This is a genomic window from Frondihabitans cladoniiphilus (genome assembly GCF_039544345.1).
In the GTDB taxonomy this organism is placed as follows: domain Bacteria; phylum Actinomycetota; class Actinomycetes; order Actinomycetales; family Microbacteriaceae; genus Frondihabitans; species Frondihabitans cladoniiphilus.
Map to the genome: position 1 here is coordinate 301,785 of NZ_BAABLM010000003.1, position 24,535 is coordinate 326,319.

20 protein-coding genes are annotated in these 24,535 nt (G+C 71.0%); 6 read left to right on the plus strand and 14 right to left on the minus strand.

Going from position 1 to position 24,535, the window contains the following annotated elements; translation table 11 throughout:
- Positions 1–10 precede the first annotated feature (10 nt).
- Positions 11–799 (plus strand): alpha/beta fold hydrolase, encoded by a 789-nt coding sequence (locus ABEA39_RS09585; protein WP_345375626.1) that lies wholly within the window; start codon positions 11–13, stop codon positions 797–799.
- Positions 800–1,095: 296 nt separating this feature from the next.
- Here ABEA39_RS09585 and ABEA39_RS09590 read toward each other — a convergent pair whose 3' ends face one another.
- From ABEA39_RS09590 to ABEA39_RS09600, 3 genes are all read right to left on the minus strand, one after another.
- Positions 1,096–2,094, minus strand: coding sequence for an aldo/keto reductase (locus ABEA39_RS09590; protein WP_345375627.1), 999 nt, complete (start codon positions 2,092–2,094; stop codon positions 1,096–1,098).
- A gap of 170 nt (positions 2,095–2,264) precedes the next feature.
- Positions 2,265–2,909, minus strand: coding sequence for an FMN-dependent NADH-azoreductase (locus tag ABEA39_RS09595; protein ID WP_345375628.1), 645 nt, complete (start codon positions 2,907–2,909; stop codon positions 2,265–2,267).
- 81 nt (positions 2,910–2,990) lie between these two features.
- Positions 2,991–3,626: an MBL fold metallo-hydrolase gene (locus ABEA39_RS09600; RefSeq protein ID WP_345375630.1), complete on the minus strand. Its 636-nt coding sequence runs from the start codon at positions 3,624–3,626 to the stop codon at positions 2,991–2,993.
- A 35-nt stretch (positions 3,627–3,661) separates the two neighbouring features.
- Between ABEA39_RS09600 and ABEA39_RS09605 the strand changes: the two genes are divergently transcribed.
- The 4 genes from ABEA39_RS09605 (at position 3,662) to ABEA39_RS09620 (ending at position 10,777) form a co-directional block, all read left to right on the plus strand.
- Positions 3,662–4,108 carry a MarR family winged helix-turn-helix transcriptional regulator gene (locus ABEA39_RS09605; protein WP_345375631.1) on the plus strand — a complete coding sequence of 149 codons (447 nt, stop codon included), beginning with the start codon at positions 3,662–3,664 and terminating at the stop codon, positions 4,106–4,108.
- Positions 4,109–4,191: 83 nt separating this feature from the next.
- Entirely contained in the window at positions 4,192–9,063 is a 4,872-nt protein-coding gene (locus tag ABEA39_RS09610; RefSeq protein ID WP_345375910.1) for an Lhr family ATP-dependent helicase, read from the plus strand.
- A 141-nt stretch (positions 9,064–9,204) separates the two neighbouring features.
- Positions 9,205–9,981: a DNA-formamidopyrimidine glycosylase family protein gene (locus tag ABEA39_RS09615; protein WP_345375632.1), complete on the plus strand. Its 777-nt coding sequence runs from the start codon at positions 9,205–9,207 to the stop codon at positions 9,979–9,981.
- A gap of 115 nt (positions 9,982–10,096) precedes the next feature.
- Complete coding sequence (locus tag ABEA39_RS09620) at positions 10,097–10,777, plus strand: peroxiredoxin-like family protein (protein ID WP_345375633.1); 681 nt, start codon at positions 10,097–10,099, stop codon at positions 10,775–10,777.
- A gap of 161 nt (positions 10,778–10,938) precedes the next feature.
- Here the strand turns inward: ABEA39_RS09620 and ABEA39_RS09625 are convergent, their stop codons facing one another.
- The 5 genes from ABEA39_RS09625 to ABEA39_RS09645 all read right to left on the minus strand — a co-directional run bounded on the left by ABEA39_RS09625 (position 10,939) and on the right by ABEA39_RS09645 (position 15,864).
- The gene (locus ABEA39_RS09625) at positions 10,939–13,473 is read right to left on the minus strand and encodes a DUF7507 domain-containing protein (protein ID WP_345375634.1); all 2,535 of its coding nucleotides are present in this window, start codon (positions 13,471–13,473) and stop codon (positions 10,939–10,941) included.
- A 150-nt stretch (positions 13,474–13,623) separates the two neighbouring features.
- Positions 13,624–14,508 carry a hypothetical protein gene (locus tag ABEA39_RS09630; protein ID WP_345375636.1) on the minus strand — a complete coding sequence of 295 codons (885 nt, stop codon included), beginning with the start codon at positions 14,506–14,508 and terminating at the stop codon, positions 13,624–13,626.
- An 81-nt stretch (positions 14,509–14,589) separates the two neighbouring features.
- A complete protein-coding gene (locus ABEA39_RS09635) occupies positions 14,590–14,925 on the minus strand; it encodes a hypothetical protein (protein ID WP_345375637.1) in 336 nt (111 codons plus the stop codon).
- A 105-nt stretch (positions 14,926–15,030) separates the two neighbouring features.
- Complete coding sequence (locus ABEA39_RS09640) at positions 15,031–15,450, minus strand: DUF1304 domain-containing protein (protein WP_345375638.1); 420 nt, start codon at positions 15,448–15,450, stop codon at positions 15,031–15,033.
- A 102-nt stretch (positions 15,451–15,552) separates the two neighbouring features.
- Complete coding sequence (locus ABEA39_RS09645; protein ID WP_345375639.1) at positions 15,553–15,864, minus strand: hypothetical protein; 312 nt, start codon at positions 15,862–15,864, stop codon at positions 15,553–15,555.
- 92 nt (positions 15,865–15,956) lie between these two features.
- On the opposite strand from ABEA39_RS09645, the gene ABEA39_RS09650 reads away from it, so the two are divergent.
- Positions 15,957–17,054, plus strand: a complete 1,098-nt coding sequence (locus ABEA39_RS09650) for a calcium:cation antiporter (protein ID WP_345375640.1) — start codon at positions 15,957–15,959, stop codon at positions 17,052–17,054.
- A gap of 606 nt (positions 17,055–17,660) precedes the next feature.
- On the opposite strand, the gene ABEA39_RS09655 is transcribed toward ABEA39_RS09650, so the two are convergent.
- The 6 genes from ABEA39_RS09655 to ABEA39_RS09680 form a co-directional block, all read right to left on the minus strand.
- On the minus strand, positions 17,661–18,872 hold the full coding sequence (locus ABEA39_RS09655; RefSeq protein WP_345375641.1) for a DUF2510 domain-containing protein: 1,212 nt from the start codon (positions 18,870–18,872) through the stop codon (positions 17,661–17,663).
- A gap of 133 nt (positions 18,873–19,005) precedes the next feature.
- On the minus strand, positions 19,006–20,196 hold the full coding sequence (locus ABEA39_RS09660) for a uroporphyrinogen decarboxylase/cobalamine-independent methonine synthase family protein (protein ID WP_345375642.1): 1,191 nt from the start codon (positions 20,194–20,196) through the stop codon (positions 19,006–19,008).
- A gap of 24 nt (positions 20,197–20,220) precedes the next feature.
- Positions 20,221–21,069 carry a helix-turn-helix domain-containing protein gene (locus tag ABEA39_RS09665; protein ID WP_425556949.1) on the minus strand — a complete coding sequence of 283 codons (849 nt, stop codon included), beginning with the start codon at positions 21,067–21,069 and terminating at the stop codon, positions 20,221–20,223.
- A gap of 163 nt (positions 21,070–21,232) precedes the next feature.
- Positions 21,233–22,591 carry a glycosyltransferase family 2 protein gene (locus ABEA39_RS09670; RefSeq protein WP_345375643.1) on the minus strand — a complete coding sequence of 453 codons (1,359 nt, stop codon included), beginning with the start codon at positions 22,589–22,591 and terminating at the stop codon, positions 21,233–21,235.
- 23 nt (positions 22,592–22,614) lie between these two features.
- Entirely contained in the window at positions 22,615–23,607 is a 993-nt protein-coding gene (locus tag ABEA39_RS09675; RefSeq protein ID WP_345375644.1) for a glycosyltransferase family 2 protein, read from the minus strand.
- Positions 23,604–24,446 (minus strand): glycosyltransferase family 2 protein, encoded by an 843-nt coding sequence (locus ABEA39_RS09680; RefSeq protein ID WP_345375645.1) that lies wholly within the window; start codon positions 24,444–24,446, stop codon positions 23,604–23,606. Before ABEA39_RS09680 ends, ABEA39_RS09675 begins: the two co-directional genes overlap by 4 nt.
- Positions 24,447–24,535 lie beyond the last annotated feature (89 nt).

Consider the following 24,535-nt stretch of genomic DNA (forward strand, 5'->3'; position numbering starts at 1 on the left):
GCCTGAGGGCATGACTTCTTCGATTACTCCTTCCTCGCTCGTCTCCTTCGACGACCTGGGCTCCGGGCCCGCCGTCCTCGTGCTGCACGGCGGCGGCGGCCCGCGCACCGTCGCCGGTCTCGCTGCGCACCTCTCCGCATCCCACCGCGTGATCGTCCCGACCCACCCGGGGTGGGAGGGCACGCCGCGCGACGCCTCGCTGGCCCGCGTCGCCGACCTCGCGACGCTCTACCGATCGCTCCTCGCCGAGCTCGGCCTGAGCGACGTGACCGTGATCGGCTCGTCGCTCGGCGGCTGGATCACGGCAGAGATGGCGGCGCAGGACGCGGGCGTCGCCGGTGCTGCGGCTGGTGCGCCTGCCGGTGTCGTCGGCCGGATCGTCGTCGTCGACGGTGCGGGCATCCTCATCGACGGCGTCGAGCTCCCCGACTTCTTCGCCCTCGACCCGCGGGGCATCGCCGCGCTCTCCTGGCACGACCCCGAGAAGTTCTTCTTCGACCCGACCGCCCTGCCCGAGGCGGCGCGCGCCGTCCAGAAGGCGAACATGGCCACGATGGCCGACTACCAGGGCGACGACTACATGCACGACCCGTCGCTCGCGGCCCGCCTCGGCGACATCACCGTGCCGACCCTGTTCGTCTGGGGCGAGAGCGACGGCGTCTTCCCCGTCGACTACGGCCGGGCCTATGCCGCGTCGATCCCGGGTGCACGGTTCGAGCTCGTCTCCGAGGCCGGCCACCTTCCGCAGCTCGAGCAGCCCGAGGCGACGTTCGCGCTGGTGGACGCGTTCGTCGGCTGATTCCTCGCGCGCGTGGTTGGCGGGCTGGCTGGTTGGCTGCCTGGCTGGTTGGCTGCCTGCCCACCCGGCTGGCTGCCCACCCGGCTGGCTGCCCACCCGCCTGGCTGCCCACCCGCCTGGCTGCCCACCCGCCTGGCTGGCTGCCTGCCCACCCGCCCTCGCGGCGCAAATCGCGAGTGATCCGCGCGGGTGGCCGCGCATCTCCGGGCCTCCATCGCATTCGCGCGCCGAATCGCTCGACATTTGCGACAGGACCGAGCCAGAGCAGGCCGGGCGCGCCCCGAAGAGAGCCGCAGCTACCAGCGCCCGTGCACCGCGTTCCGGAAGTACCGGTCGTACAGCCGCTCGGTGCGGTCGTGGAACTCCTCGCCCAGGTCGAACGCCGACCCGGCCTCGGCGTTGGCCCGCGCCTGCTCCGGGTTCCGCGCGCCCGGGATCACCGTCGACACCCCCGGCTGCTCGACGATCCACTTGAGCGCGGCCTGCGAGGTCGACATCCCCTCCGGCGTGAAGGCGGCGAACGCCCGCGCGGCCTCCACCCCGGTCTCGAAGTCCACCCCGCTGAAGGTCTCGCCCTGGTCGAACGCCTCGCCGTGCCGATTGAACGAACGGTGGTCGTTGGGAGCGAACTGCGTCTCCTCCGTGTACTTCCCCGACAGCAGTCCGCTGGCGAGCGGCACCCGGGCGATGATCCCGACGCCGGCCTCGACGGCGGCGGGAAGCACCTCGTCGAGCGGCTTCATCCGGAACGCGTTCAGGATGATCTGCACCGTCGCCACCCCGTCGTGCTCCATCGCCTCGAGGGCCTGCCCGGCGGTCTCGACGCTGACCCCGTAGGCGGCGATCATCTGCCGTTCGACCAGTTCGTCGAGGGCGTCGTAGACGGTGGCGTCCTTGAACACGGCGGTCGGCGGGCAGTGCAGCTGCACCAGGTCGAGGGTGTCCATGCCGAGGTTGCGGCGCGAGCGGTCGACCCAGTCGATGAAGTTCCGGCGTGTGTAGTTGCTCGGCATCTGCTCCTCGCGACGGCCCATCTTCGTGGCGATGGTGAGCGGGGCATCCTCGTTGCTCCTGCGGAACCGCCCGATCGTCGTCTCGCTGCGCCCGTCGCCGTAGACGTCCGCGGTGTCGAAGAACGTGACACCCGCCTGGATGCTCGCGTCGAGCACCCCGAACGCCTCCTTCTCGCTGACATCGCCCCAGTCGCCGCCGAGCTGCCAGGTGCCGAGGCCGATGACGGAGACGGGGGTGCTCGCGAGGGCCGGCGAGCGTGTTCCGAGGGTGCGCTGTTCCATGCCCGTCACCCTAGGCGGTGCGAAGGGCCGTGGGATGCACGATCCCGCCCTGCTCGAACACCCCTCGGCGGCACGACCCCCCCGCCTAGGAGGGGTGTTCGCGCCGTTCGGGGGTGTTCATCGGCAGGGGGCGGGTGTTCAGCGGCAGGGGGCGGGTGCCTGGCGGAGACTCAGCCCAGGCGGCGGGCGGCCTCGGCGGCGGCGGCGTGCGCGGCCTCGAGCTCGGCGTGCTGCTTCGCGACCTCGTCGGCCGGGCCACCGAAGCGCTCGGTGAGGGTGCGGGTGTCGACGATCGTCTCCACGTGCATCCCCAGTGCTCCGTTCAGGATCAACGTCAGCGCGGGCAGCGCGTGGTCGTCGAACTCGGTCGGGGTGCCCTTGTCGTACGTCGCCCCGCGGGCCGACACGAGCACGGCCGTCTTGCCGGCCATCGGCTGCGTGGGGTCGTCTCCGAACGGCGCCGTCACCGACGGCACGTGGATGTAGTCCACCCAGGCCTTGAGGGTCGACGGCATCGAATAGTTGTAGAGGGGGACACCGATCACGACGACGTCGGCCGCGATCAGCTCGTCGATGAGTTCGGTCTGAAGGGCCTCCTGCTCGGGTGCGACGGTCGAACCCGCGGGGCGGAGCGCCGGCGGGAAGTGCAGGTCGGCGTTCGAGAGGTGAGGAAGCTGATCGCGATGGAGGTCGCGATGGACGACGGTGTGGTCGTCGCCGAGCGAGCGCCAGGTGTCGGCGAACGTGGCGGTGACGGCACGCGAACGCGAGGTCTCGAGGTCGGCGGAGGAGTCGAGGAGCAGAAGGCTGGGCATGCCCTCACGCTATACCGAGCTTCGAGCCCGACACGTGATGCCGAACCCGCCGGGCACTCCCCCGCGCGACCCGCGCGAGCCTCAGACCTCGACGGTCTCGCCGAGCGCCAGCGTGGTCAGCGGGACGCCGCTGAGGTTGCCGGTGAAGTCGGCGAACGAGCCACGACCGGCGTCGCTCAGCATGAGGTCGTGGATCTGGATGGACCGCGTCGGCTTGACGGCGCGCACGAAGTCGACGCCCTCGCCCAGCTTGGTCCAAGGGCCGCTGGTCGGCACGAGCAGGGTCTCGACGGCGACGCCGGGAACGAAGTACGAGTCGCCCGGGTGGTAGACGTTGCCGTCGACGAGGTACGCGACGTTCTCCATCAGGGGCAGGTCGGGGTGGATGGGGGCGTGCTGCTCGCCGTAGACGGTGACCTCGAAGCCGGCCGCCTCGAAGGTGTCGCCGGCCGAGGCCGTCGTGACCTGCGAGTCGTGCCCCGCGAGCGCGGCGACGACGGAGGCCGGGGCCCACACGTGCAGCGACGGCTGCGCGTCGAGAGCGGCGGTGAGGACGCCCGCGTCGAAGTGGTCGGGGTGGTCGTGCGTGATGAGGACGGCGGTCGTGCCCGCCACGAGCTCGGCCGCGTTGGGGGTGTAGGCGCCCGGATCGATGACGAGGGTTGTGCCGTCTTTCGCGAGGACGACGGTGGCGTGGGTGTGCTTCGTGAGTTCCATGCCGCAACTATACAGTCAAGCTGTATTCTTTTTCCATGACCGATCAGCGCGGATCCACCCTCACCATCGAGCAGGCCAACGAATTCCGCCGTGCGGTGGGCGAGGCCGTGCGCATCATCCGGCTCGGCGAGAACACGCCCGACGGGCAGATCGAGACGCTCGGGTTCCTGGCTCGCGAGGGCTCCCTGAGCATCGCCGACCTGGCCCGCCGCCGCCGCGTCCGCCACCAGAGCATGAGCGCGATGGTCGCCGAACTCGAGCGGCGGGGGCTGGCCGCCCGTGAGGCCGACCCCGACGACGCGCGCGGCGTGCTCGTCTCCCTCACGACCGCCGGGCACGAGATGATCCGCGAGTCGCGCATCCGCCGCTCGACGCGCATCCTGACCGCCGCCGAGACAGTTCTGACCCCCCGAGAGCGCGGGATGCTCGGGCTCATGACCGACGTGCTCGACAAGTTGACCGAGGCCCTCCGTGACGGCTGAGGCCGTGCATCCCCCGTCTCGGCCCGCCCCCTGCCGCCGACCCTGACCCCGATGTCGGTGGGTGGGGGCATCATGGCGTGACCATGACCGATGTGCTCGACCGCTTCTCCCCCGCGACCCGCGAGTGGTTCCGGGGCGCCTTCGCGCGGCCGACGCACGCGCAGGAGGGGGCGTGGGAGGCGATCTCGAAGGGCGCGAACGCGCTCGTCATCGCGCCGACCGGGTCGGGCAAGACCCTCGCGTCGTTTCTCTGGTCGATCGACAAGCTGGCGTCGTCGCCGCCCCCCGACGAGAAGCTGCACCGCACCCGGGTCCTCTACATCTCGCCGTTGAAGGCGCTCGGCGTCGACGTCGAGCGCAACCTCCGCTCGCCTCTCGTCGGCGTGACGCAGACGGCGCGCCGACTCGGCACCGAGGCGCCCGACATCACGGTGGGCGTGCGGTCGGGCGACACCACCTCGAGCGATCGGCGCCTGCTCGCCCGCCTGCCCCCCGACATCCTGATCACGACGCCGGAGTCGCTCTATCTGATGCTCACGTCGGCGGCCCGCGAGACGCTCAAGGGCGTCGATACGGTCATCGTCGACGAGGTGCACGCGGTGGCGTCGACCAAGCGCGGCGCCCACCTCGCCCTGTCGCTCGAGCGGCTCGACGCGATCCTCGACAAGCCCGCCCAGCGCATCGGGCTCTCCGCCACTGTCCGCCCGCCCGAAGAGGTGGCCCGGTTCCTCGGGGGCTCCGCGCCGGTCACGATCGTCGCCCCGGCCTCCGAGAAGAAGTTCGACCTGCGGGTCGTCGTGCCGGTCGACGACATGACCGAGCTCGGCACGGCCGGTCCGCTGGAGGGGTCCGCTGCCGGAGCCGCGCCCCAGGGCTCGATCTGGCCGCACGTGGAGGAGGGCATCGTCGACCTGATCCTCCAGCACCGATCGACCATCGTCTTCGCCAACTCGCGGCGACTGGCCGAGCGCCTGACGGCCCGGCTCAACGACATCTACATCGAGCGCACCTTCGGTCCCGAAGCCGAAGCGGCGGTCGACACCGCGGCCGATCTCGACGCTGCCGAAGCGCTCGTCGCGGCAGGCGCGCACGGTGTCGGCGGTTTCGCGGGGGCCGCCGACGCGGACCGCGGCGAGCTCCGACCCTTCTCGAACCACACGGTCGGTCAGCCACCCGCGCAGGTGCTCGGCGGTTCGGGAGTGACTCAGGGCTCCGAGCCCCTGCTCGCCCGCGCCCACCACGGCTCGGTCAGCAAAGACCAGCGCGCCATCATCGAAGACGACCTGAAGAGCGGTCGGCTCCGCTGCGTCGTCGCCACGAGTTCGCTCGAGCTCGGCATCGACATGGGTGCCGTCGACCTCGTGATCCAGGTCGAGTCGCCCCCGTCGGTCGCGAGCGGGCTGCAACGGGTCGGCCGCGCCGGGCACCAGGTCGGCGAGACGTCGCGCGGTGTCCTATTTCCGAAGCACCGCGCCGACCTGATCCACTCCGCCGTCGCCGCCGAACGCATGGTCGCCGGTCTGATCGAAGAGCTGACGGTGCCCGCCAACCCGCTCGACGTCCTCGCCCAGCAGACGGTCGCAGCCACAGCCCTCGACGAGATCGACGCCGACGAGTGGTTCGACCTCGTCAAGCGCAGTGCTCCGTTCGTCAACCTGCCCCGCTCGGCCTACGACGCGACCCTCGACCTCCTCAGCGGCAAGTACCCGTCCGACGAGTTCGCGGAGCTCCGGCCCCGCATCGTGTGGGATCGCGTGCACGGCACCCTCACCGGCCGGCCCGGATCGCAGCGCCTCGCCGTGACGAGCGGAGGCACGATCCCCGACCGTGGCCTGTTCGGCGTGTTCATGGTGGGCGAGAAGGCCGCTCGCGTCGGCGAGCTCGACGAGGAGATGGTCTACGAGTCGCGGGTCGGCGACGTCTTCGCGCTCGGCGCCACGAGTTGGCGCATCGAAGACATCACGCACGACCGGGTGCTGGTCTCGCCCGCCTACGGCCAGCCGGGCCGGGTGCCGTTCTGGAAGGGCGACGGCATCGGCCGCCCCGCCGAACTCGGTCGCGCCATCGGCGCCTACACGCGCGAGCTCGCCAACTCCAGCGAGGCCGACGCGACGGCCCGCGTGGTGGCCGGCGGCCTCGACGAGCGTGCCGCCCGCAACCTGCTCGCCTTCATCTCCGAGCAGAAGCAGGTCGCCGGGCACGTCCCGACCGACACGACCCTCGTCGTCGAGCGGTTCCGCGACGAGCTGGGCGACTGGCGACTCATCCTGCACTCGCCGTACGGCATGCGCGTCCACGCCCCCTGGGCCCTCGCAGTCAGCGCCCGGATCCGCGACCAGCTCGGCATCGACGGGTCGGCGATGGCGGCCGACGACGGCATCGTGGTGCGCATCCCCGACACCGACGCCGAGCCCCCGGGCGCCGACCTCTTCACCTTCGAGCGCGACGACCTCAACGACATCGTCACCGAAGAGGTCGGCGGCTCCGCCCTGTTCTCCTCGCGCTTCCGCGAATGCGCGGCCCGTGCGCTGCTGCTGCCCCGCTACAACCCGGGCAAGCGGTCGCCGCTGTGGCAGCAGAGGCAGCGCGCCTCGCAACTCCTCGACGTCGCCCGCAAGTACCCGCAGTTCCCGATCGTCCTCGAAGCCGTCCGTGAGGTGCTCCAAGACGTCTACGACCTCCCGGCCCTCATGCAGCTCACCGACGAGCTGGCGAGGCGGCAGGTCCGTGTCGTCGAGACCGAGACCGAGGTGCCGTCGCCCTTCGCCCGGTCGCTGCTGTTCGGCTATGTGGCGGCCTTCATGTACGAGGGCGACTCCCCTCTCGCCGAGCGACGCGCGGCCGCCCTCTCCCTCGACTCGACCCTGCTCTCCGAACTCCTCGGCCGAGCCGAACTCCGCGAGCTGCTCGACGCTGACGTCATCGAGCAGCACGAGCTCGAGTTGCAACGCCTCGCGCCCGACCGCCGCGTGCGCGATCTCGAGGGCGTCGTCGACCTGCTGCGCCTGCTCGGGCCGCTGTCGACGAGCGAGATCGTGGAGCGGAGCTGGCTGGCTGCGGCCGCCGCATCCACCGACGCGACCGAGGCCCGTCCCGAGGTGTCGGCCGATCTCGAAGCGGCCCTCGCCGATCTCGCGCGCGCCAACCGCGTCCTCCGCTTCACCCACGCCGGGGTCGAGCGCTGGGCGGGCATCGAAGACGCGAGTCGCCTCCGGGACGCGCTCGGCGTCAACCTCCCCATCGGCGTGCCCTCGGCGTTCGTCGAACCCGTCGACGATCCGCTCGGCGACCTCGTGGGTCGCTACGCCCGCACCCACGCGCCCTTCGCTCCGATCGAAGTGGCGCAGCGACTCGGGCTCGGAACCGCCGTCGTCCTCGAGACGCTCCGGCGCCTCGGCGTCCAGAGGCGAGTCGTCGAGGGCGAGTTCCGTCCCGATCGCCAGGGCAGCGAATGGTGCGACGCCGAGGTGCTCCGCCGCCTCCGCAGCCGCTCCCTCGCAGCCCTGCGCCACGAGGTCGAGCCCGTCTCGCACGACACCCTCGGGCGCTTCCTCCCCGCCTGGCAGCACGTCGCCACCGGGCTCAAGGGCTCCGGGCTCCGCGGCCTGGACGGCGTCCTCCAGGTCGTCGACCAGCTCAGCGGCGTCGCGCTGCCCGCATCGGCGTGGGAGTCCCTGATCCTGCCGGCGCGCATCCCCGATTACTCCACGGGCATGCTCGACGAGCTGACGGCCACCGGCGAGGTCATCTGGTCGGGCGCGGGCGCGCTCCCCGGCAACGACGGCTGGGTGAGCCTGCACCTCGTCGACGGCGCTCAGGTCACGCTGGCCGAGCCCTCGGGGGCCGAGACCAGCGAACTGCAGCGGTCGGTGCTGTCAGCTTTGGCCGGGGGCGGGGCGTACTTCTTCCGCCAGCTCTCCGACGCCGTCGGATCGACCGACGACACCGGCCTCGCCACCGCGATCTGGGATCTCGTCTGGGCCGGCCAGATCACGAACGACACCTTCGCGCCTCTCCGCACCCAGGTCGGTGGACGCCCGCCTCGACCGCGAACACCGACCCGGTCTCGGGCGTCCTACCGCGGCCGAGCTCGGGCTGCGCTGCCCCGACAGGCCGGGCCGCCGACGGTGGGCGGGCGCTGGTCGCTCCTTCCGCTCGCGGAGCCCGACGCGACGGTGCGCGCGGCCGCGCAGGCCGAGCTGCTCCTCGAGCGGCACGGCATCGTCACCCGGGGCGCCGTCATGAACGAAGGCGTGCGGGGCGGCTTCTCGACCGTGTACAAGGTGCTGTCGTCGTTCGAAGAGACCGGTCGGGCGCGGCGCGGCTACTTCGTGGAGAGCCTCGGCGCGGCACAGTTCGCGACGGGGCCGACCGTCGACCGGCTGCGGTCGTTCGCGCGCGACGACGACCGCGAGGGCGACGAGGCGCTCACCGTCGCCGGGCGAGGCCGCGACATTCCCGTCGTGACTCTGGCCGCGACCGACCCCGCCAATCCGTACGGCGCGGCACTGCCGTGGCCCGGTCTGCCCGCCGAGGGCGAGGCGGGTGCGGAACCGGCGCTGGCGGATTCGGCCTCCGGGGCGGCTTCGGCTTCGACGTCGACCTCCGAGGTGGCTTCGACTTCGCGGGCGGTCTCGGGCGGGAGCACACCGCAAAAGTCGGGCCCGCGGGGCCACCGGCCCGGCCGAAAGGCAGGCGCGCTCGTCGTGCTCGTCGACGGGCGCCTCACCGTCTACGTCGAGCGGGGTGGAAAGACCACGCTCACGTTCGGCGACCCGTCGGAGCGCGAGCTGGCACTGGCCGCCGGCTCACTCGCATCCGTGGTCCGCTCCCGCCTCGGAAAACTGGCGGTCGAACGCGTCGACGGGCAGTTCGTGCTCGGCACCCCGCTCGGCGACGCTCTTCGCGTCGCCGGATTCGCGCCCACCCCCAGCGGCGTGCGGCTCCGCTCGTGAGCGTCGGGCCCGCTCGCAATTCGCGAGCAATCCGACCTCACGCGGTACGCGAGCCGCGACTTTTCGAGGTGCCGCGCGCAGATCACTCGACATGTGCGAGAGACACGCTGACGCCGCCGCCATCCGTCGCCGGAGCCCCCCATGCCTGAGGGCGACACCGTCTACCGCGCCGCGAAGAACCTCGACGCGGCACTGCACGGCCAGACTCTGACGAAGAGCGATTTCCGCGTGCCCGCCTTTGCGACCGTCGATCTCAGCGGCCAGGTCGTCGACGACGTCGTCAGCCGAGGCAAGCACCTGCTCCATCACATCGGCGACGTCACGCTCCACACCCACCTCAAGATGGAGGGCTCCTGGCACCTCTACAAGCACGGCACGAAATGGAAGCGCCCCGCCTACCAGGCGCGCGTGGTGCTCGAGACGGCGGAGTGGGTCGCGGTCGGCTTCGACCTGGGCATCGTCGAGCTCGTTCCGCGCGACGACGACGATTCCGTCGTCGACTACCTCGGACCCGACCTCCTCGGGCCCGATTGGAACGCCGCCCGTGCTCTCGAGAACCTCACCGCCGATCCTGAGCGCGAGGTCGGCCTCGCCCTGCTGGACCAGCGGGTGCTCGCCGGGGTGGGCAACGTCTACCGCAACGAACTCTGCTACCTCCGCGGGGTCCTGCCGACGCGGCCCGTCGGCGAGGTCGACCACCCCGAGAAGATGATCGACCTCGCCCACCGTCTGATCGTGGCCAACAAAGACCGCGTCGACCGCACCACCACCGGCACCCTCCGTGGCACCACCGACTGGGTCTACGGTCGCGCCGGCAAGCCCTGCCTGCGGTGTGGCACGAAGATCAAGCGGGGGATGCTCGGCGAGAGCGATCTGGAACTCCGCGACACCTACTGGTGCCCCGTCTGCCAGACCTGAGGCCTTTGTTGTCGATGCCCCGGTGGATGACGCGTGTGACGTACCGTGACGAGCCGGCGGTCGATTCTTGGGCACCGCGCCTACGCTCGACCAACCCCCCGGAAGGACACCGCTCATGCCCGAGACATCGACGCCCGCACCGACGCCCGCACCCTCCATCGCCGCCCAGGTCGACGAGTTCAACACCGGTTTCACCGCCCAGATCGGCCCGCGACTCACCGCAGTGTTCGACGAGGAGCAGAGCGACCTGAACGCCGCGGGCGTGCCGGAAGGAGCCGTGAAGGCCGGCGACTCGCTACCGGAGGCCGCTCTCGTCGACGCGAGCGGTGCATCCTCGTCTCTTGGCGAAGCCATCGGGCCGAACGGTGCAGTGATCGTCTTCTACCGCGGCTCGTGGTGCCCGTACTGCAATCTGACGCTCAAGCACTACCAGGAGCAGCTCCTGCCGGTCCTGCGCGAGCGCGGCGTGGACCTGATCGCGATCAGCCCCCAGACCCCGGAGGCGTCCGAGCTCGCCGTCGTGAACGGTGGACTGGAATTCACCGTGCTCACCGACCCGGGCAACGTCCTCGTGCGCCGACTGGGGATCCTCACTGAGCCCGTCGCGGCCGCCCGGGCCGCGCACACCGACCTCGGCTTCGACGTCGCCGACAGCAATGCCGACCACACCGGAGACATCCCGTTCCCGACCGTGCTCGTGGTGACCGCCGACGGCCTCGTCACGTTCGCGGACGTCCACGTCGACTACACGACACGGACCGAGGTCGACACGATCGTGGCGGCGCTGCCGGCCTGACCGCCGGCCGCCCGGATCACGCGCGAAATCGCGAGTGATCCGGCCGGTGCATGAGGCCGCAGCAGGGCCGAGTCGGGTTGGGAGCCGAAATCGCTCGCCAATTCCGCACGGCCCGGCACGGCACGGCACGGCACCGCACGGCACCGCACCGCACGGCACGGTCAGCGAGCAGCGCGGTATCGGCGCACCAGGAGCAGCAGCCCTCCGCCGGCCAGGAGGGCCACGGCCACGCCGCCGAGGAGGGGGAGCCCGACCGATCCGGTGAACGCCAGGACCGGCCAGAGCGGCGTCGGAGCCGAGATCGCATCGGGCACGAAGCGGAGCGTGAACGTCGAACTCGACACCGGCACCCTCCGGTCCACGAGGGAGGTGGCGACAGAGGCGTTGCCACCGCCGGCACCAGCACCACCACCAGCCCCCCGCGACACGAACCCAGTACCCCGCGACGCGTCGACGATCTCGCCCCGCTCGATGTCCCCCCGCGACACGACATGCCGCACGCCGCCCCCGCACGCCGTCTTCTCGCCCGGCAGCAGTTCGGCCACGCCGCAGGCGAGCGTGCCGTTGAGGCTGGACTCCACGCCGCCCAGCTGCACGACGAGATTGCCGGTGTTCATCGCCGTGTAGCCGAACGAGATCGCCTCGTCGAGGTCGAGCCCGCCGTCGTGGTCGTCGTCCCCGTGGCTGGAGGTGGCCGAGAGGTCGAGCCCCGGGCGAGCGGCGGTGACCGGCACCACGACACGCGAGGGCCCGGCGACGATCGCGGAACCCTGGGCCGAGGTGCCCGCGACGGACGCCTCGTCCATCACGCCCGCTCCGGAGTCGACGTCGTCCTGCGTCACGACGATCGGAGCTCCGCCCGAGCATCCCACCGAGTCGTTCGGGGCGAGCACCGTGACCTCGCAGGAGAGCCCGCCGACCGAGCCGCTCGTGACGACCATGTCGGTGATCGTGACGTTGCCCGTGTTGGCGACGACCGCCTGCACATCGATCCTGTCGCCCGTGTCGGCGTCCGCAGCCGGAGCCACTCCGTCGATTGAGGCGGATTCCACGATGCTCAAGGAGGCGTCCTCGGCCACGGTGGCGACTTCGACGCTCGCCGTCCCCGTCACGACCTGCCGGCCAGCCCCGACCCCGGTCCGCGAATCAGCACCCGACAGTCTCTGCGACTCCGGTGCGGAGGCCGTGACGGTGACCGCGTCCGCCACCCGCCCCGCATCGACGTCGGCCTGCTCGACGACGTGCGGCTCTCCCGTGGCCGTGGTGGACGCCCCGACCTCGAGCGTGCGAGAGACGGGCCGCAGGACACCGCCGACCGCACTCGTCGCGCTCACGTCGAACAGAGCGACGTTGCCGGTGTTCTCGATGGAGGCCTCGAAGACGATCCGATCGCCGACCTCGGGAGGCCGACCCGCCCGCGTCAGGTTCGTGACCGTCGCGGTCTCGCTCACCGAGAGCGAGGGGGCTGCGGCATCGAAGGACACCGTCGCGCTCCGCGGCGCGTCGAGGCCCGTGAGGTCGGTCGCAGCAGCGGCGTCGACCCGGAAGGAGCCGGCACGCTCGGCGGTCACCCCGACCGTGACGGTGCATGATGCCTCGCCCGTCCCCAGATCGCCCGTCCCGTGGATCGAGCGGTCGGCGGCGAAAACGGACCCGGCCGAGCACGTCGTCGTCCCGGCGGTGGCGACCCGGAGCCCGGACGGGAGGCTCTCGTCGAACGCCCACCCTGGCTTCGCGCCTTTCTCGGTCGTGTTCGTCACCGTGAATGTCATCGGCACCACGTCGCCGACCACGTGGCGGCCGGTCGCGAAGGACACGTCGAGTCGGGGGGTCGCGTCCAGCACGGTGACGTTGTCGTACGAGTGATCGTTGCCCTGCCCCTCGGCCGTGCGGTTCCGCATCCGGATTCCCAGCTCGTCGCCGCTGAACAGCACGGCGCCGCTGCTGGCGTACGACCCCGCTCGGAAGGCGAGGTCCGACCCGGAAACCACGTAGTCGGAGGCGGCCTCGTCGACGCACGGATTGACGGGGTCGACGGCGGTCGGAATCTCCGACGAGCCGTCCACGAGGAAGAAGTCGAGCTCGGGCTGGGCTCGATGACAGGCCGACGCGACGGCATCGACCGAGAAGGTGACGAACCGTTTCGCCGCGCTCAGGCGGATGGGCGCGCTCGTCTCGAACTCGACGAGGTCCCGGCCGCTGACCGAGTACCGCGTGTAGGCCGACACGCTGTGGTTCGCATCCGGCCCGGCCTGCGCCACCTGGCCGAGCACGTGCGCGTAGTCGCGGATGGCGGACCCGTGCGCCCCCGGGCACGACGCATGGTCAGAACCCGAGAAGCTCGTGATGATCCCGTCGCAGTTCGCCGGGTCGAGCCACGCCGGATCGGCCGTGTAGCGCTCGCCCGACGCACCGGCGTAGTCGCCGAGAACGGTTGCCGACGCACCCGTGCCGCTCTCGAAGTCCTCCCGGAACAGGGTACGCGGCGCTGCAGCCTTCGCCACGGCGCCAGCGGTGCCCGAGACGACGGGCGAGACGTGGGATGCACGGGCCGGCGTCGCTGCCGCCTCCACCGCCTCGACGCCCGGGCCCTCGATCGCGGCAGTGGCCGCGACGACCCCCAGACCGAGCGCGACCCCCACCTGCGAGAGCCGACGACGGCGGGGTGCGAGCAGGGAACGATGGCGCTGTGGCATGGAAGGGGTCCTCGCGTACGACGGACGACGGTGGCGACCGTCGCTACAACCCCGTCATTTTTGTATAAAGTATTTCAGACTGCAAATCGAGACAGGACGGCGAGGCGGGAGGGCGAGACGGGACCCGGCGCCGGACGAGCGGGGCCGCCGCTACGCCGTCTCGGCCAGGCACGCCGCCAGGAACTCCGCCCCGGCCTCGTCGTGGATGGCGCCCGACGGCGACTCCAGCACGAGATACGGCTTCTCGGGCACCCCGTCGGCCGGGCGCACGTCGACGTGCGCCACCTCGTACCCCTGGGCATACAGCCAGTCGGCCATCGCGTAGTCGCTGCGGGAGTCGCCGACGGTCCGCCAGGCGAGGGGCAGCGGGCCGTCGACGGCGAGGAGCTCGAGGGCCCGGCGCGCACCGAGGTCCTTGCCCAGGACGACGGACTCGATGTCGGTGGAGATGATGGTCGGGTCGATGCGCCACTGGACCTCGCCCCGGGCATCCCTCCTGACGTCGTCGAGCCGACTCACGCCGAAACCGCGTCGCTGGAGAGAGTCCAGAGCGCGCTCGTCGAAGCGCGCCTGGATGGGCAGGTAGGTCGCGGTGTCGATCGAGGTGAGCTGCTCGACGGAGACCATCGCGCGCTTGGTGCGATCGAAGAAGACGGAGTCGGCGAACTCGGCCTCGACGAGCTGCCGCATCTCGGTGGCGAAGTCGGCCGGCATCGCAAGGGTCTCGTCGACCTGGATCTCGGAGACGCCCGCGGCGCCGAACTGAGGCCCGATCGAGAACCAGACCGCCCCCTTCTCGCAGATGCCGTGCACGCGGGCGCCGGCGGGGAGCCCGGCGGCGATCAGCGGGGCGACGACCTCGCGCCGGATGAAGTCGTCGGACCGGCCGGTGTTGAAGATCAGGGGGATGCCTCGGACGGCCAGTTCGACGAGGTCGCGCGTGATCGCGGGAAGGTCGATCGTGCGAGTGATCGGGCTGGCGATCGGCCCGTCCACGTCGAGGAGGAGGCCGAGGGCGGGAGCGGACGAAGTCATCCGCCCATCATCCCAGGCCACACGTGTCGACCGAGCGGAGGCACCCGTCGGACGCACCCGTCGGCCGCACCTCTCGACGGGTCAGGCGACTCCGGCGTACTGGAGCTCGGCGTGTGCGGGTTCGGGCTCGACGTCGGCCTCGAGCTCGGACTCGGCGACGACGGAGTGCGAGAAGATCAGCTCTTGGTACGCGATCTCCTCGGCCTGCTTGAGGGCGCGGCGGAGGCGTCGGGCGCGGCATCGCGGGGTCTCGCCGGGAGGGGTCTCACCGGCGAAGACGACGACGAGTTCGTCGACCCGCCGAGCGACGTCGGAGCCCAACTCGGTGAAGAACACGTCGCGGTCGGGGAGCGCCAGGAACCGCCGTTCGTCGGCCGCCCGCCACAGATCGCGTGCGAGCTCCCCGTAACCGTTCACCGTTCTCCACCCTCCACCGAAACGTTCCCCGAACCGTGTGACACCACTTCACACCACATCCCCGCGGCGGGCATCCGTCGTGAGGTTGATCCTCGCCCTCGAGGCTCAGCCCCCTGGTACCACGGAGACGAGAACGAGAGCCAGGGCAGCCGGCACGAACTGGATCGCGGCCGAACGCCGATAGGCCCGACCGGTCGTCGCGAGCACGATTCCGGCGACGCACATGCAGGCCGTCGCGAAGACGACGAGGGCCTTACCTGCGACGAAGACGCCGCCGCCGTGACCTGGTCCGGGCCCGTGCCCGATGCCGAGCAGGACGATCCCGACGACCGTTCCGACGGCGAGCGCCAGGTTGTAGAAGCCCTGGTTGTAGGCCATCGGCTTGATCGTGTCGGCGTCCGCCTGGTTCGCGATGCCGAAGCGGCCGAACACGCGCGGCCTCGTCCACAGCACGCTCTCGAACATGAAGAAGACGACGTGCAAGGCCGCGGCGAGCGCTGCCACGATCTGGGCGGCGATCAGCATGCGGCTCCTCCTCGAACGCGGCGTCCGAGCCACCGCGTGCACACAGCATGGGGCACCGGGATGCCCGGGTCGACGAGGCGCGCCCGTCACGACCGCGTCGGGTCAGGCGGCGTCCGGGTGGTTGTCCATCACGGCGCGTGCGGCCATCCGCAGCACCACGTGCACGTCGCGCCCCTGCGTCGTTGCGAGAGCCCCGCTGAGCCCGGCGGTGAGGGCCGCGCTGGCTGCGCCGAGGGTCTCGACGACGCTCGCCTGCCGCTCGGTCAGGGGCACGTCGCACATGTCCTGCACGAGCTCGACCAGCCCCGCGTCGCTCTCGCTTCGCGCATCGGCTCCCCCGTCGACGGACGCCGTGGCGACCGCGACGAGCGCGAGAGCCAGGTGTGCCGCCTCTGCTTCCGTCAGCTGATCCATGCGGGAGACGGTACGCCGACCGCGTACCCCGAGACGCAGCCAACCATCAGTCTTCACCCCTGGTTAGGCTGGAAGCCGACCTGGGAGGAACCATGGCCGCACGACTTCGCGCACTCGCGCCCATCGCCGTGCCGGTGATCGCACTCATCGCGCTCGTCGCCACGTACCACCGCACCCTGTCCGTCGGCGTCGCGATCATCGTCGGGGTGGTGCTCATCGCCGCGGTGCTCGCGGCCGTGCACCATGCCGAAGTCGTCGCTCACAAGGTCGGCGAACCCCTCGGTTCGATCGTCCTGGCGGTGGCCGTCACGATCATCGAGGTGGGGCTGATCATCACCCTCATGCTCGGCGGCGACGGGCACGACACCGAGACGCTCGCCCGCGACACGGCCTTCGCCGCCGTGATGATCACCTGCAACGGCATCGTCGGCCTCTCCCTCGTGCTCGGCTCGATCCGGCACGGGCTCCCCCGCTTCAACCGCGAGGGCACCGGCGCCGCGCTCGGGGTCGTCGCGACCCTCGCCGGCCTGACCCTTGTGCTTCCCGCGTTCACCGTCGGCGCCTCCGGAGGCCGCTTCACCGGAGCACAGCTCGCGTTCATCGCGATCGCCGCCATCGCCCTCTACATCGCGTTCATCGCGACGCAGACCGGCCGCCACCGCGACTTCTTCCTGCCGGTCAACAAGGCGGGCAAGACCATCCAGAGCGACGACGAGCACGCCACTCCCCCCACCAACCGGCAGACCGCGATCAGCGGCGTCCTGCTCGCCGTGTCCCTGCTTGCGGTGGTCGCCCTGGGTCACGCCGTGTCGCCGACCATCGAGCACGGGCTCGAGTCGGCGGGCATCCCGTCGACGTTCGTCGGAGTGGTGATCGCCTTCATCGTGCTCCTGCCCGAGGGGCTCGCGGCATCCCGCGCGGCGATGAAGAACCGTCTTCAGACGAGCCTCAACCTGGCCTTCGGGTCGTCGATCGCGAGCATCGGCCTCACGATCCCGGTCATCGCCGTCGCCAGCATCTGGATCGAGGGGCCTCTCGTGCTCGGCCTCGGTCCGGTGCAGATCGTCCTGCTCGTACTGACGCTGCTCGTGGCGACGCTGACCGTCGTGCCGGGTCGCTCGACACGGCTCCAGGGAGTGATCCACCTCATCATCCTGGCGGCGTTCGTCTTCTTGTCGATCAGCCCCTGACGGGTGCCGTCGCGGGGTCGGGGCGTGCATCCCGCGTGCGTGTGTCGGGGTCGTGCATCCTGCCTGCACCCAGCCGAGCAAATCCTCACCCCGACTGAGGAGACCGGGCCCGATGAAGCGCCTTCGCAAGGAGCTCCGGGGCCATTCGGCACGCCCGCGAGGAAATCCTCCGCCGAGTTCCTCGCGGAGCGACTGTCATGCGGGCACGCACCTCCGGCACCGCGCTCGGCAGGGCGAAGACGGTGGGATGCACGGCGGGATGCACGGCGGCGGCCGGACGCGGCCGGCTCCAGGACACGCCGCTCAGGTTCCGCCGGACCCGCACGAAGTGGAGTCGCCGCGCAAGGCGGACGCGGCCGACTCCAGGACACGCCGCTCGGGTCCGAAAGTGAGCGGCGTGTTCTGGAGTCGGGCGGGACGGGATGCAGCGGAGGCGGGGATGCCCGAGCTTCCGCCGAGCCGACGAGCAGTCCGATTAGCGGGCCGACGCGCAAGCCGCCGGCGACGCGAAACCGCCCGGACGAGGTCCGGGCGGTCAGGCGAACCGGCCGAGCGGTGCGGTCGCAGGGGCCGGCCGGTCGACGCGCGGCGGTCGACGCGCGGCAGCTACATGCCGCTGAGCGCCGAGAGGGCGGCGACCACGTAGATCATGACCGTGATGAAGGCGACGACGTTGGCGGCGATCCAGATCCAGAGCGGGAGCCAGACCAGCGCGCCCTTCGCACCGTGGCGGCGGAGCTGAATCGGCCGGCCGATCATGTACACGCCGGCCGTCAGGACGGGGATGAACGCGAATGCCCAGTGGAAAGGCCGCTCGACGCCGGATGCACGGAGCCGCCGGTAGTCGAGGAACGCGAGCAGCACCGCCAGCAGGTAGACGAGGAAGTCGACGCCCTGGAGGACGGCGTAACCGGCCGGAAGCGAGGGGAGGGTGGTCGCGGTCGAGCCCGACTGCATGTCCGTCGACAGCTGGGTCAGGAAGGGCTTGAAGTTGACGAAGAGGATGCCTAGCCCTGAGACGATGGGCAGGACCGACGCGATCCAGATGAAGACCGTCGTGAGGCGGGCCCCCTCCGGGACGGGCTTCAGCGGCTGGCGCGTGTAGGCACCGTAGGGGTAGGGCTGCTGGCCCTGCGCACCATAGGGCTGCTGCTGGCCATAGGGCTGCTGCCCGTAAGGCTGCTGGCCCTGCGCACCGTACGGCTGCTGCTGGCCATACGGCTGCTGCTGGCCGTAAGGCTGCTGCGTACCGTACGGCTGCTGCTGCCCCTGCGCACCGTACGGCTGCTGCGTCTCGCCGTACTGACCCTGTTGGCCGGTGGGCTGCTGCTGGCCATACGGCTGCTGCGCCCCGTACGGCTGCTGCGTCTCGCCGTACCGGGGCTGCTGCGTCTCGCCGTACCGCGGCTGCTGCTGCGCGGCACCGGCACCCGCACCAGCGCCCGCACCCGCACCCGCACCGGGCACCTGGTAGCCCGGGATGCGCTCGCCGTACGCCGGGCGGTCGTCAGAACCCGAGCCAGCAGCCGAGCCGGAGCCCGCACCCGAACCCGATCCAGCGGCCTCAGCCGCGGTCGGCACCGTGGTCTCGGGCTCGGTCACGGAGGCCGGAGCCGGAACGGCCGCGGGGGCCGCCTGGGTCGGCGGGGCGACGGCCTGCGCGGGGGCGGGCGCGTGCTGGTGGAGCGGAGCCGCGGGCTCGGGAGCCCTGACGTGCTCGGTCCAGCCGCGACCGTCCCACCAGCGGTAGCCGGGGTCTCCGGAGGGGTTGGGATACCAGCCTGGCTGAGGCGAGGACGTGCCGGTCGAGTCGCTCACGCGCGCTCCTTCGTTGTCGGTTCGCCCCCAGGATAGAGGCGACTCCCTAGCAACGCGCAGGGAACGCCGAGCAAGGCGACCCCGTGCATCCCCCGGCCTCGCGGCGGAGCCGAGCCGTGCATCCCCCGGCTCGCTAGCCCCAGATGCGCTTCGAGACGATGTCGGCGCCCTCGCGGAGGGCCCGCAGCTTCGCCCAGCCCACGTCGGTCGCGATGAACTCGTACGACGCGAAGGTGCCGAGACCGCAGTCGATGCCGGCGATGACGCGCGTGGGGTCGCCGACGGCGTCGACGGCCGCCTGGATGCGATTCGCGACGACTTCGGGGTGCTCGAGGTAGTTGGTCGTGACGTCGATGACTCCGGGGATCAGGAGCATGCCGTCGGGCAGCGGCTGGTCGCGGAACGCCGGGTTCTCGTGCTCGTGCCGCGGGTTGCCCAGCGGGATCGAGAGAGCGCCGACCTTGGCCTCGTATAGCAGCGGCAGCAGCGTCGCGACCGGCACGTCGTCCTGGTGCGGCCCCTGCCAATTGCCCCAGCAGACGTGCAGCCGGACCTTCTCGGCCGGGATGTTCTCGAGCGCGAGGTTCATCGCCTCGATGTGCAGCCGCACGCGGTCGAGGAACACGTCGAGGTCGTCGTCTCCGAACATGATGACCCGCTCCATCGCGAGGTCGGGGGCGTCGAGCTGCAGGATGTGGCCGCGGGAGACGATGTACTCGTACTCCTTCTGCAGCTCGCGGGCGACGCCGAAGACGTAATCGCGATCGGTAGCGTAGGCCGGGTTGTCGAGGCTTCGCAGCATGGTCGTGGTGACGATGCCGGGGGATGCGGCGCTGACGAACGTTTCAGTCGCTCGGCCGCCGACGCTCGGAGCCCGAAGCCCTTGGTCGAAGAGGTCGAGGTCGTAGGTCACGCCTTTCAGGTCGTCTTCGTAGTGGACGGCGTCTTGAGCCTCGGCGGTGTCCCAGACCCGGGCGAGGTCCTCGGCGACGCCGATCTGGGTCTCGCCGAACCTCGCCCACTCGGGGAACTTCTGCAGATCGAGCGACTGCTTGCGCCGGCTGACCCCGCCGAAGCCGCTCATGCGCTCGGTGACGTAGGTCGAGAAGCCGACGCGGGGCACCTCGCCGTCGTTGATCACGTCGATGCCGGCGTCGAGCTGGCCCTCGAGCACGAGGTCGAGGGCTCTGCGCGCTTCGCGGTCGAAGTCGGCCCGGTCGTAGTCGCGGCCCCGTTCGCGCGCGACGAGGAGCTTGGTCAACGCGGGCGTCCGCGGAAGGCTGCCGGTGTGGGTCGTCAGGATGCGGTCGGTGCTCTGCTTCACGTTTCGAGGCTAGCGGCGGGCACGTCAGCCGGCGAACGTCTGCTGCCCGATCACTCCGAGCAGCTCGAGCTGCGCGACCGCGGGCGTGCCGGGCGTCGCCGTGAACACGAGCAGCTTCTGCGAGTCGTCGTCCACGTGCAGGATCTGGCAGTCCACCGCGATCACGCCGAGCTCGGGGTGCACGATCCGCTTCGACTCGCCGAGCCGCACCGCCACGTCGTGCCTCTCCCACAGCCCGCGGAACTCGGCGCTGCCAGCCAGGAGGGAGTCGACCAGAGCGCGAGCCCGTGCATCCTCGCCCCCTCGTCGCCCCAGCGAGGCGCGCAGCTCGGCGACCTGCACCCGACTCTGGTACTCGTGGTCTTCGGGCGGGTACACGTCGCGGCCGCGCGGGTGCAGGAACCACCGGTGCACGAGGCTGCGGTCGAGCCCCGCGAACGCCTCGCCGTCGGGGAACAGCGCCTTGGCGAGCCGATTCTGCGCCAGCCCGTAGCCGAGGTCGTCGACGACCTGCGCAGGCGTGTCGCCCAGGCGGTCGAGAATGCGCAACAGCGTGGGATGCACGTGCTCGCCCGATCCGCGATGTGCGGGTGGATTGTGCCCGGCCAGGCGCCAGGGGTGGTCGCGTTCGTCGAGCGTGAGCCGCAGCGCCCTCGCGATCGCACCGAGCATCTGCTCGGACGGTTGGGAGGCGCGCTGCTGTTCGAGCCGGCCGACGTAGTCGACGGACATGCCGGCCAGCTGCGCGACCTCTTCGCGACGGAGACCCGGAGTGCGGCGGCGGGCGCCGTCGCCGAGACCGACGTCGCTCGGCCGGAGGGCCTCTCGGCGGCGGCGGAGGAAGTCGGCGAGCTGCTCGCGGTCCATGTCCATGAGTCGATCCTGCCCCGCGGGACGCCGACGGGCCAGGGAGCGCCGCTCCCTGGCCCGTCGGTTGAACCCGAACCGGTTCTGAGGTGAGTTACCTCGACGCCCGCGTCCCGGGGGACGCGAATCGCTGCCGTCCTAAGACGGGTGCGGCGGTGCCGCTCCCGTGTCAGGCGGCGCGTCGCGCAGCTGCCCGAGCTGCCGCGTGACGCGTGGCAGGGTCGATGAGACCCGTGCCGTCCCAGCGCTGCCGAAGGTAGCGCCAGGGGCCTTTGGTGACGCTCCAGAGTTCGATCCAGCCGACCTTCGACACGGCCTTGGCCCAGTCGACGTCGCCGGAGAGTTCCGAAGCGGAGACGGTGGCGACGGGAAGCGCCGGCACCGACGACATGGCGTCACCGGATTCGAGGCTTCCGCCGCCCTTGGAGACGAGTCGCTTGACCGCGAGCGGGGCTCGGGAGATCGCGACCTTCATCATCGTCGGGTTGAGGGCGACCTTCGTCAGCCACGCGCCGAGGCCCGTGCCGTAGCCGATGGCCTGATGGCGCAGAGCGCCGAGGTCGGCGCGGTGACGGTGCCAGACGAGGGCCGAGGGCTCGACGACCAGGGCTCCGCCGGCGAACAGGACCCGGGTGAAGATGTCGAGGTCCTCTCCGCCGCCGGTCCGGGTTCCGACGCCGAAGGCGGTGTCGAAGCCGCCGAGCTCGATGGCGGTGTCGCGACGCAGGGCGAAGTTCGCACCCGTGCCGTACTCGCCGACCGAGAACGGGAACATGGGCAGGTCGGCCGGCGGGGTCGCGAGACGGAATTCCCGCGCCACGAGGTTGGCGGACCAGCTCACGCGGTCGTCGAAGAAGCGCTGCACCGCGGTGCGGAGCTCGCCGCTCGGCACGAGGCCGGTGACGCAGGTCACGTCCTCGTTCCGGGCGAAGCCGGTCACGAGGCTGCGGAGCCAGTGACGGTCCACGACGACGTCGTCGTCCGTGTAGGCCACGATGTCGCCCGTCGCCTCGAGGAGCCCCGTGTTCCGGGCCCGGGACAGACCGGCGAGAGGCTCGGAGACCAACCGGACCCGGGGATCCCCGAATTCGGTCTCGACCAGGTCGCGCGTCTCGGTCGTCGCGCCGGCGTTGTCGACGACCACCACGTCGAACGAGGGGTAGTCGATCGCCAGCACCGAGGTGAGGGCGCCGCGGAGCTGCTCGGCCCGGTCACGGGTGCAGATGATGACCGTGACGGTCGGCAGGATCAGCGGTTCGACGGCGGCCGGGACGTCGGGGAGCTTCGCGAGGGCGACGAGCAGGTCGTCGAGGGAGACGCTGCCGCCGATCTCGGGGAGGTCGGTGACGTCGAGTTCGACGAAGCCGAGGACGGCGCGGGAACGGCGCACCAGGAGGCGGGCCCGGGAGTAGCCGACGCTGTCGGACAGGGCGACGGTGTCACCCGCGGACGGATCCGGGAGTTCGGCGACGTCGATCTGACCGATCCAGACGGCTCCGGACCATTCGGGGGCCTCCGGGCTCGTCATGGGACGCTCGAGCCGGAGCGCGATCATCGGAGGACTGCCGTGCGCTGGAGCTCTTTGACGACCGCGTCGGAGTCGGACGCCTTCGAGCCGGAGACGGTTCCGAGGGCGTAGCCGGCGACCGTGGCGAGCACCGTGAGGACGATCGCCGCAGCACGCTTGCCGCCGCCGTGACGCAGCTGGCCGAGCTCGCGGATCACCGCGCCGGGAAGGACCCGGGTCAGGTACGAGGACTCGCTCGAGAGCGAGTCGCCGCGGCCGAGATGACGGCTGAGGACGGCCTTCGAGACGCCCTCGTAGAACGAGCGGCGCGCCAGGTACTTCCAGGTGCCTCGGTCGGCCGAGACGCGGTGGTTGACCAGGGACATGGGCTCGTACACGATGCGGGCGGCCGGGTCGGCCTGTCCGATGCGGATGCACAGCTCGGTCTCCTCGCCGCCGAGGGGGATGTTGCCCACTCGGCCGACGGTGGAGGAGAACCCGCCGGCGGCGAGGATCGTCGCACGACGGAACGCCATGCTGCAGCCGATCACGTTGCGGACGTCGGAGGTCTCGGTCGGGAGGCCTCGGTAGCTGCAGCCGACGATCCAGAGGAGCTCGTCCGCGTAGAGCGCCGGGCCCTTGCCGTCGGGCCAGACGGGCTCGGCGTGGCCGCCGACGCCGGCGACGTGGACGTCCTCGAAGGCGTCGAGCATCCAGGTCAGCCAGTCGGGGTCGGCCGTGGCGTCGTCGTCGAGGAACGCGACGACTTCGCTCGACGCCTCGAGCACGCCGGTGTTACGGGCGCCGGAGAGGCCCTGGGCCTCGGCGTTCTCGATGACGAGGAGGGTGGGCCAGCGGTCCTGGGCCATGCGGAAGAGTTCGGGCTCGTGGTCGATGACCACGATGACCTCGGTGGTCGCGGGCTGGGCCCTCGCCGACTCGACGGAGTCCTGGAGGTCCTGCCAGCGACGCTGCGTGTAGGCGCAGATGATCACCGAGACCGTGGGGAGGACGGTCTTCTGGAAGGAGGAGGTCACGCGACTTCCTGCTCCGCTTCGATACGGATGGGGGCCGTGACGGTCGTCGGAGCCGAGGGCGCGACGACGGTCTGACGCGACGCCTTCGAGACGGCGACGCTGTCGCGGCGCTTCTCGTCGAGGATCGTCTTCAGCACGCGGATGCCGTCGCTGATGGCGTTGAGGTTGGACTCGCCGTGGATGCGGTTCTTCTCGAAGCTCGGCACCTCGGTCACGCGCAGCTTGGCGGCAGCCATGCGGCAGGTGAGGATGGTCTCGATCTCGAAGCCGTCGCCCCAGAGCATCGCGCCGTTCTTGGCGGGTGCGAGGGTCGAGGGCAGCAGGTCGAGGGCCGGCAGGATGTCGCGCCAGAAGGCGTTGTAGCCGTAGCAGAGGTCGGAGTACTTCGTGCCGAGCAGCACGTTGCAGATCATGTTCAGGCCGAGGTTGCCGGTCGAGCGGAAGAACGTGAGGTCTTCCGAGCCGCCGCCCTTGCGGAAGCGGCTGCCCTTGGCGACGTCGGCACCGTCGGTGAGCGTCTTGACGAAGCGCGGGATCTCGTCGCTGTCGGCGGAACCGTCGGCGTCGAACATCACGATGATGTCGCCGGTGGCCGCCTCGAAGCCGCAGGCCAGAGCGTTGCCCTTGCCCTTGCGGGTCTGGTGGACGATCTTGATGTCCGGGAGGAGGCGGAGCGCGGTCTCGACGGTGCCGTCGACCGAGTTGCCGTCGACGAGGATGACTTCGTGGACCTGGGGGAGCTTGGGGAGGATGACCTCGAGGTTCTTGGCCTCGTTGCGGGTCGGGATGATGATCGAGACGGTCGGGTTGCTAGGACGCAGGGATGTGCGGAAAGTCATTGTGGTACTGCCTTCGGGTAGGCGAATGGGTGGGCGTTTGGTAACTCGGGTGGTGCGGTTCGGATGATGCGACGTGCTCGGGTAAGCAC

Excerpts from the sequence above, each read along its gene's own strand:
- ABEA39_RS09680 (WP_345375645.1), bottom strand. The coding sequence starts at position 24,446 with ATGACTTTCCGCACATCCCTGCGTCCTAGCAACCCGACCGTCTCGATC.
- ABEA39_RS09605 (WP_345375631.1), top strand. The coding sequence starts at position 3,662 with ATGACCGATCAGCGCGGATCCACCCTCACCATCGAGCAGGCCAACGAA.
- ABEA39_RS09585 (WP_345375626.1), top strand. The coding sequence starts at position 11 with ATGACTTCTTCGATTACTCCTTCCTCGCTCGTCTCCTTCGACGACCTG.
- ABEA39_RS09650 (WP_345375640.1), top strand. The coding sequence starts at position 15,957 with ATGGCCGCACGACTTCGCGCACTCGCGCCCATCGCCGTGCCGGTGATC.
- ABEA39_RS09600 (WP_345375630.1), bottom strand. The coding sequence starts at position 3,626 with ATGGAACTCACGAAGCACACCCACGCCACCGTCGTCCTCGCGAAAGAC.
- ABEA39_RS09620 (WP_345375633.1), top strand. The coding sequence starts at position 10,097 with ATGCCCGAGACATCGACGCCCGCACCGACGCCCGCACCCTCCATCGCC.
- ABEA39_RS09665 (WP_425556949.1), bottom strand. The coding sequence starts at position 21,069 with ATGGACATGGACCGCGAGCAGCTCGCCGACTTCCTCCGCCGCCGCCGA.
- ABEA39_RS09645 (WP_345375639.1), bottom strand. The coding sequence starts at position 15,864 with ATGGATCAGCTGACGGAAGCAGAGGCGGCACACCTGGCTCTCGCGCTC.
- ABEA39_RS09595 (WP_345375628.1), bottom strand. The coding sequence starts at position 2,909 with ATGCCCAGCCTTCTGCTCCTCGACTCCTCCGCCGACCTCGAGACCTCG.
- ABEA39_RS09625 (WP_345375634.1), bottom strand. The coding sequence starts at position 13,473 with ATGCCACAGCGCCATCGTTCCCTGCTCGCACCCCGCCGTCGTCGGCTC.
- ABEA39_RS09610 (WP_345375910.1), top strand. The coding sequence starts at position 4,192 with ATGACCGATGTGCTCGACCGCTTCTCCCCCGCGACCCGCGAGTGGTTC.
- ABEA39_RS09615 (WP_345375632.1), top strand. The coding sequence starts at position 9,205 with ATGCCTGAGGGCGACACCGTCTACCGCGCCGCGAAGAACCTCGACGCG.
- ABEA39_RS09630 (WP_345375636.1), bottom strand. The coding sequence starts at position 14,508 with ATGACTTCGTCCGCTCCCGCCCTCGGCCTCCTCCTCGACGTGGACGGG.
- ABEA39_RS09670 (WP_345375643.1), bottom strand. The coding sequence starts at position 22,591 with ATGACGAGCCCGGAGGCCCCCGAATGGTCCGGAGCCGTCTGGATCGGT.
- ABEA39_RS09640 (WP_345375638.1), bottom strand. The coding sequence starts at position 15,450 with ATGCTGATCGCCGCCCAGATCGTGGCAGCGCTCGCCGCGGCCTTGCAC.
- ABEA39_RS09590 (WP_345375627.1), bottom strand. The coding sequence starts at position 2,094 with ATGGAACAGCGCACCCTCGGAACACGCTCGCCGGCCCTCGCGAGCACC.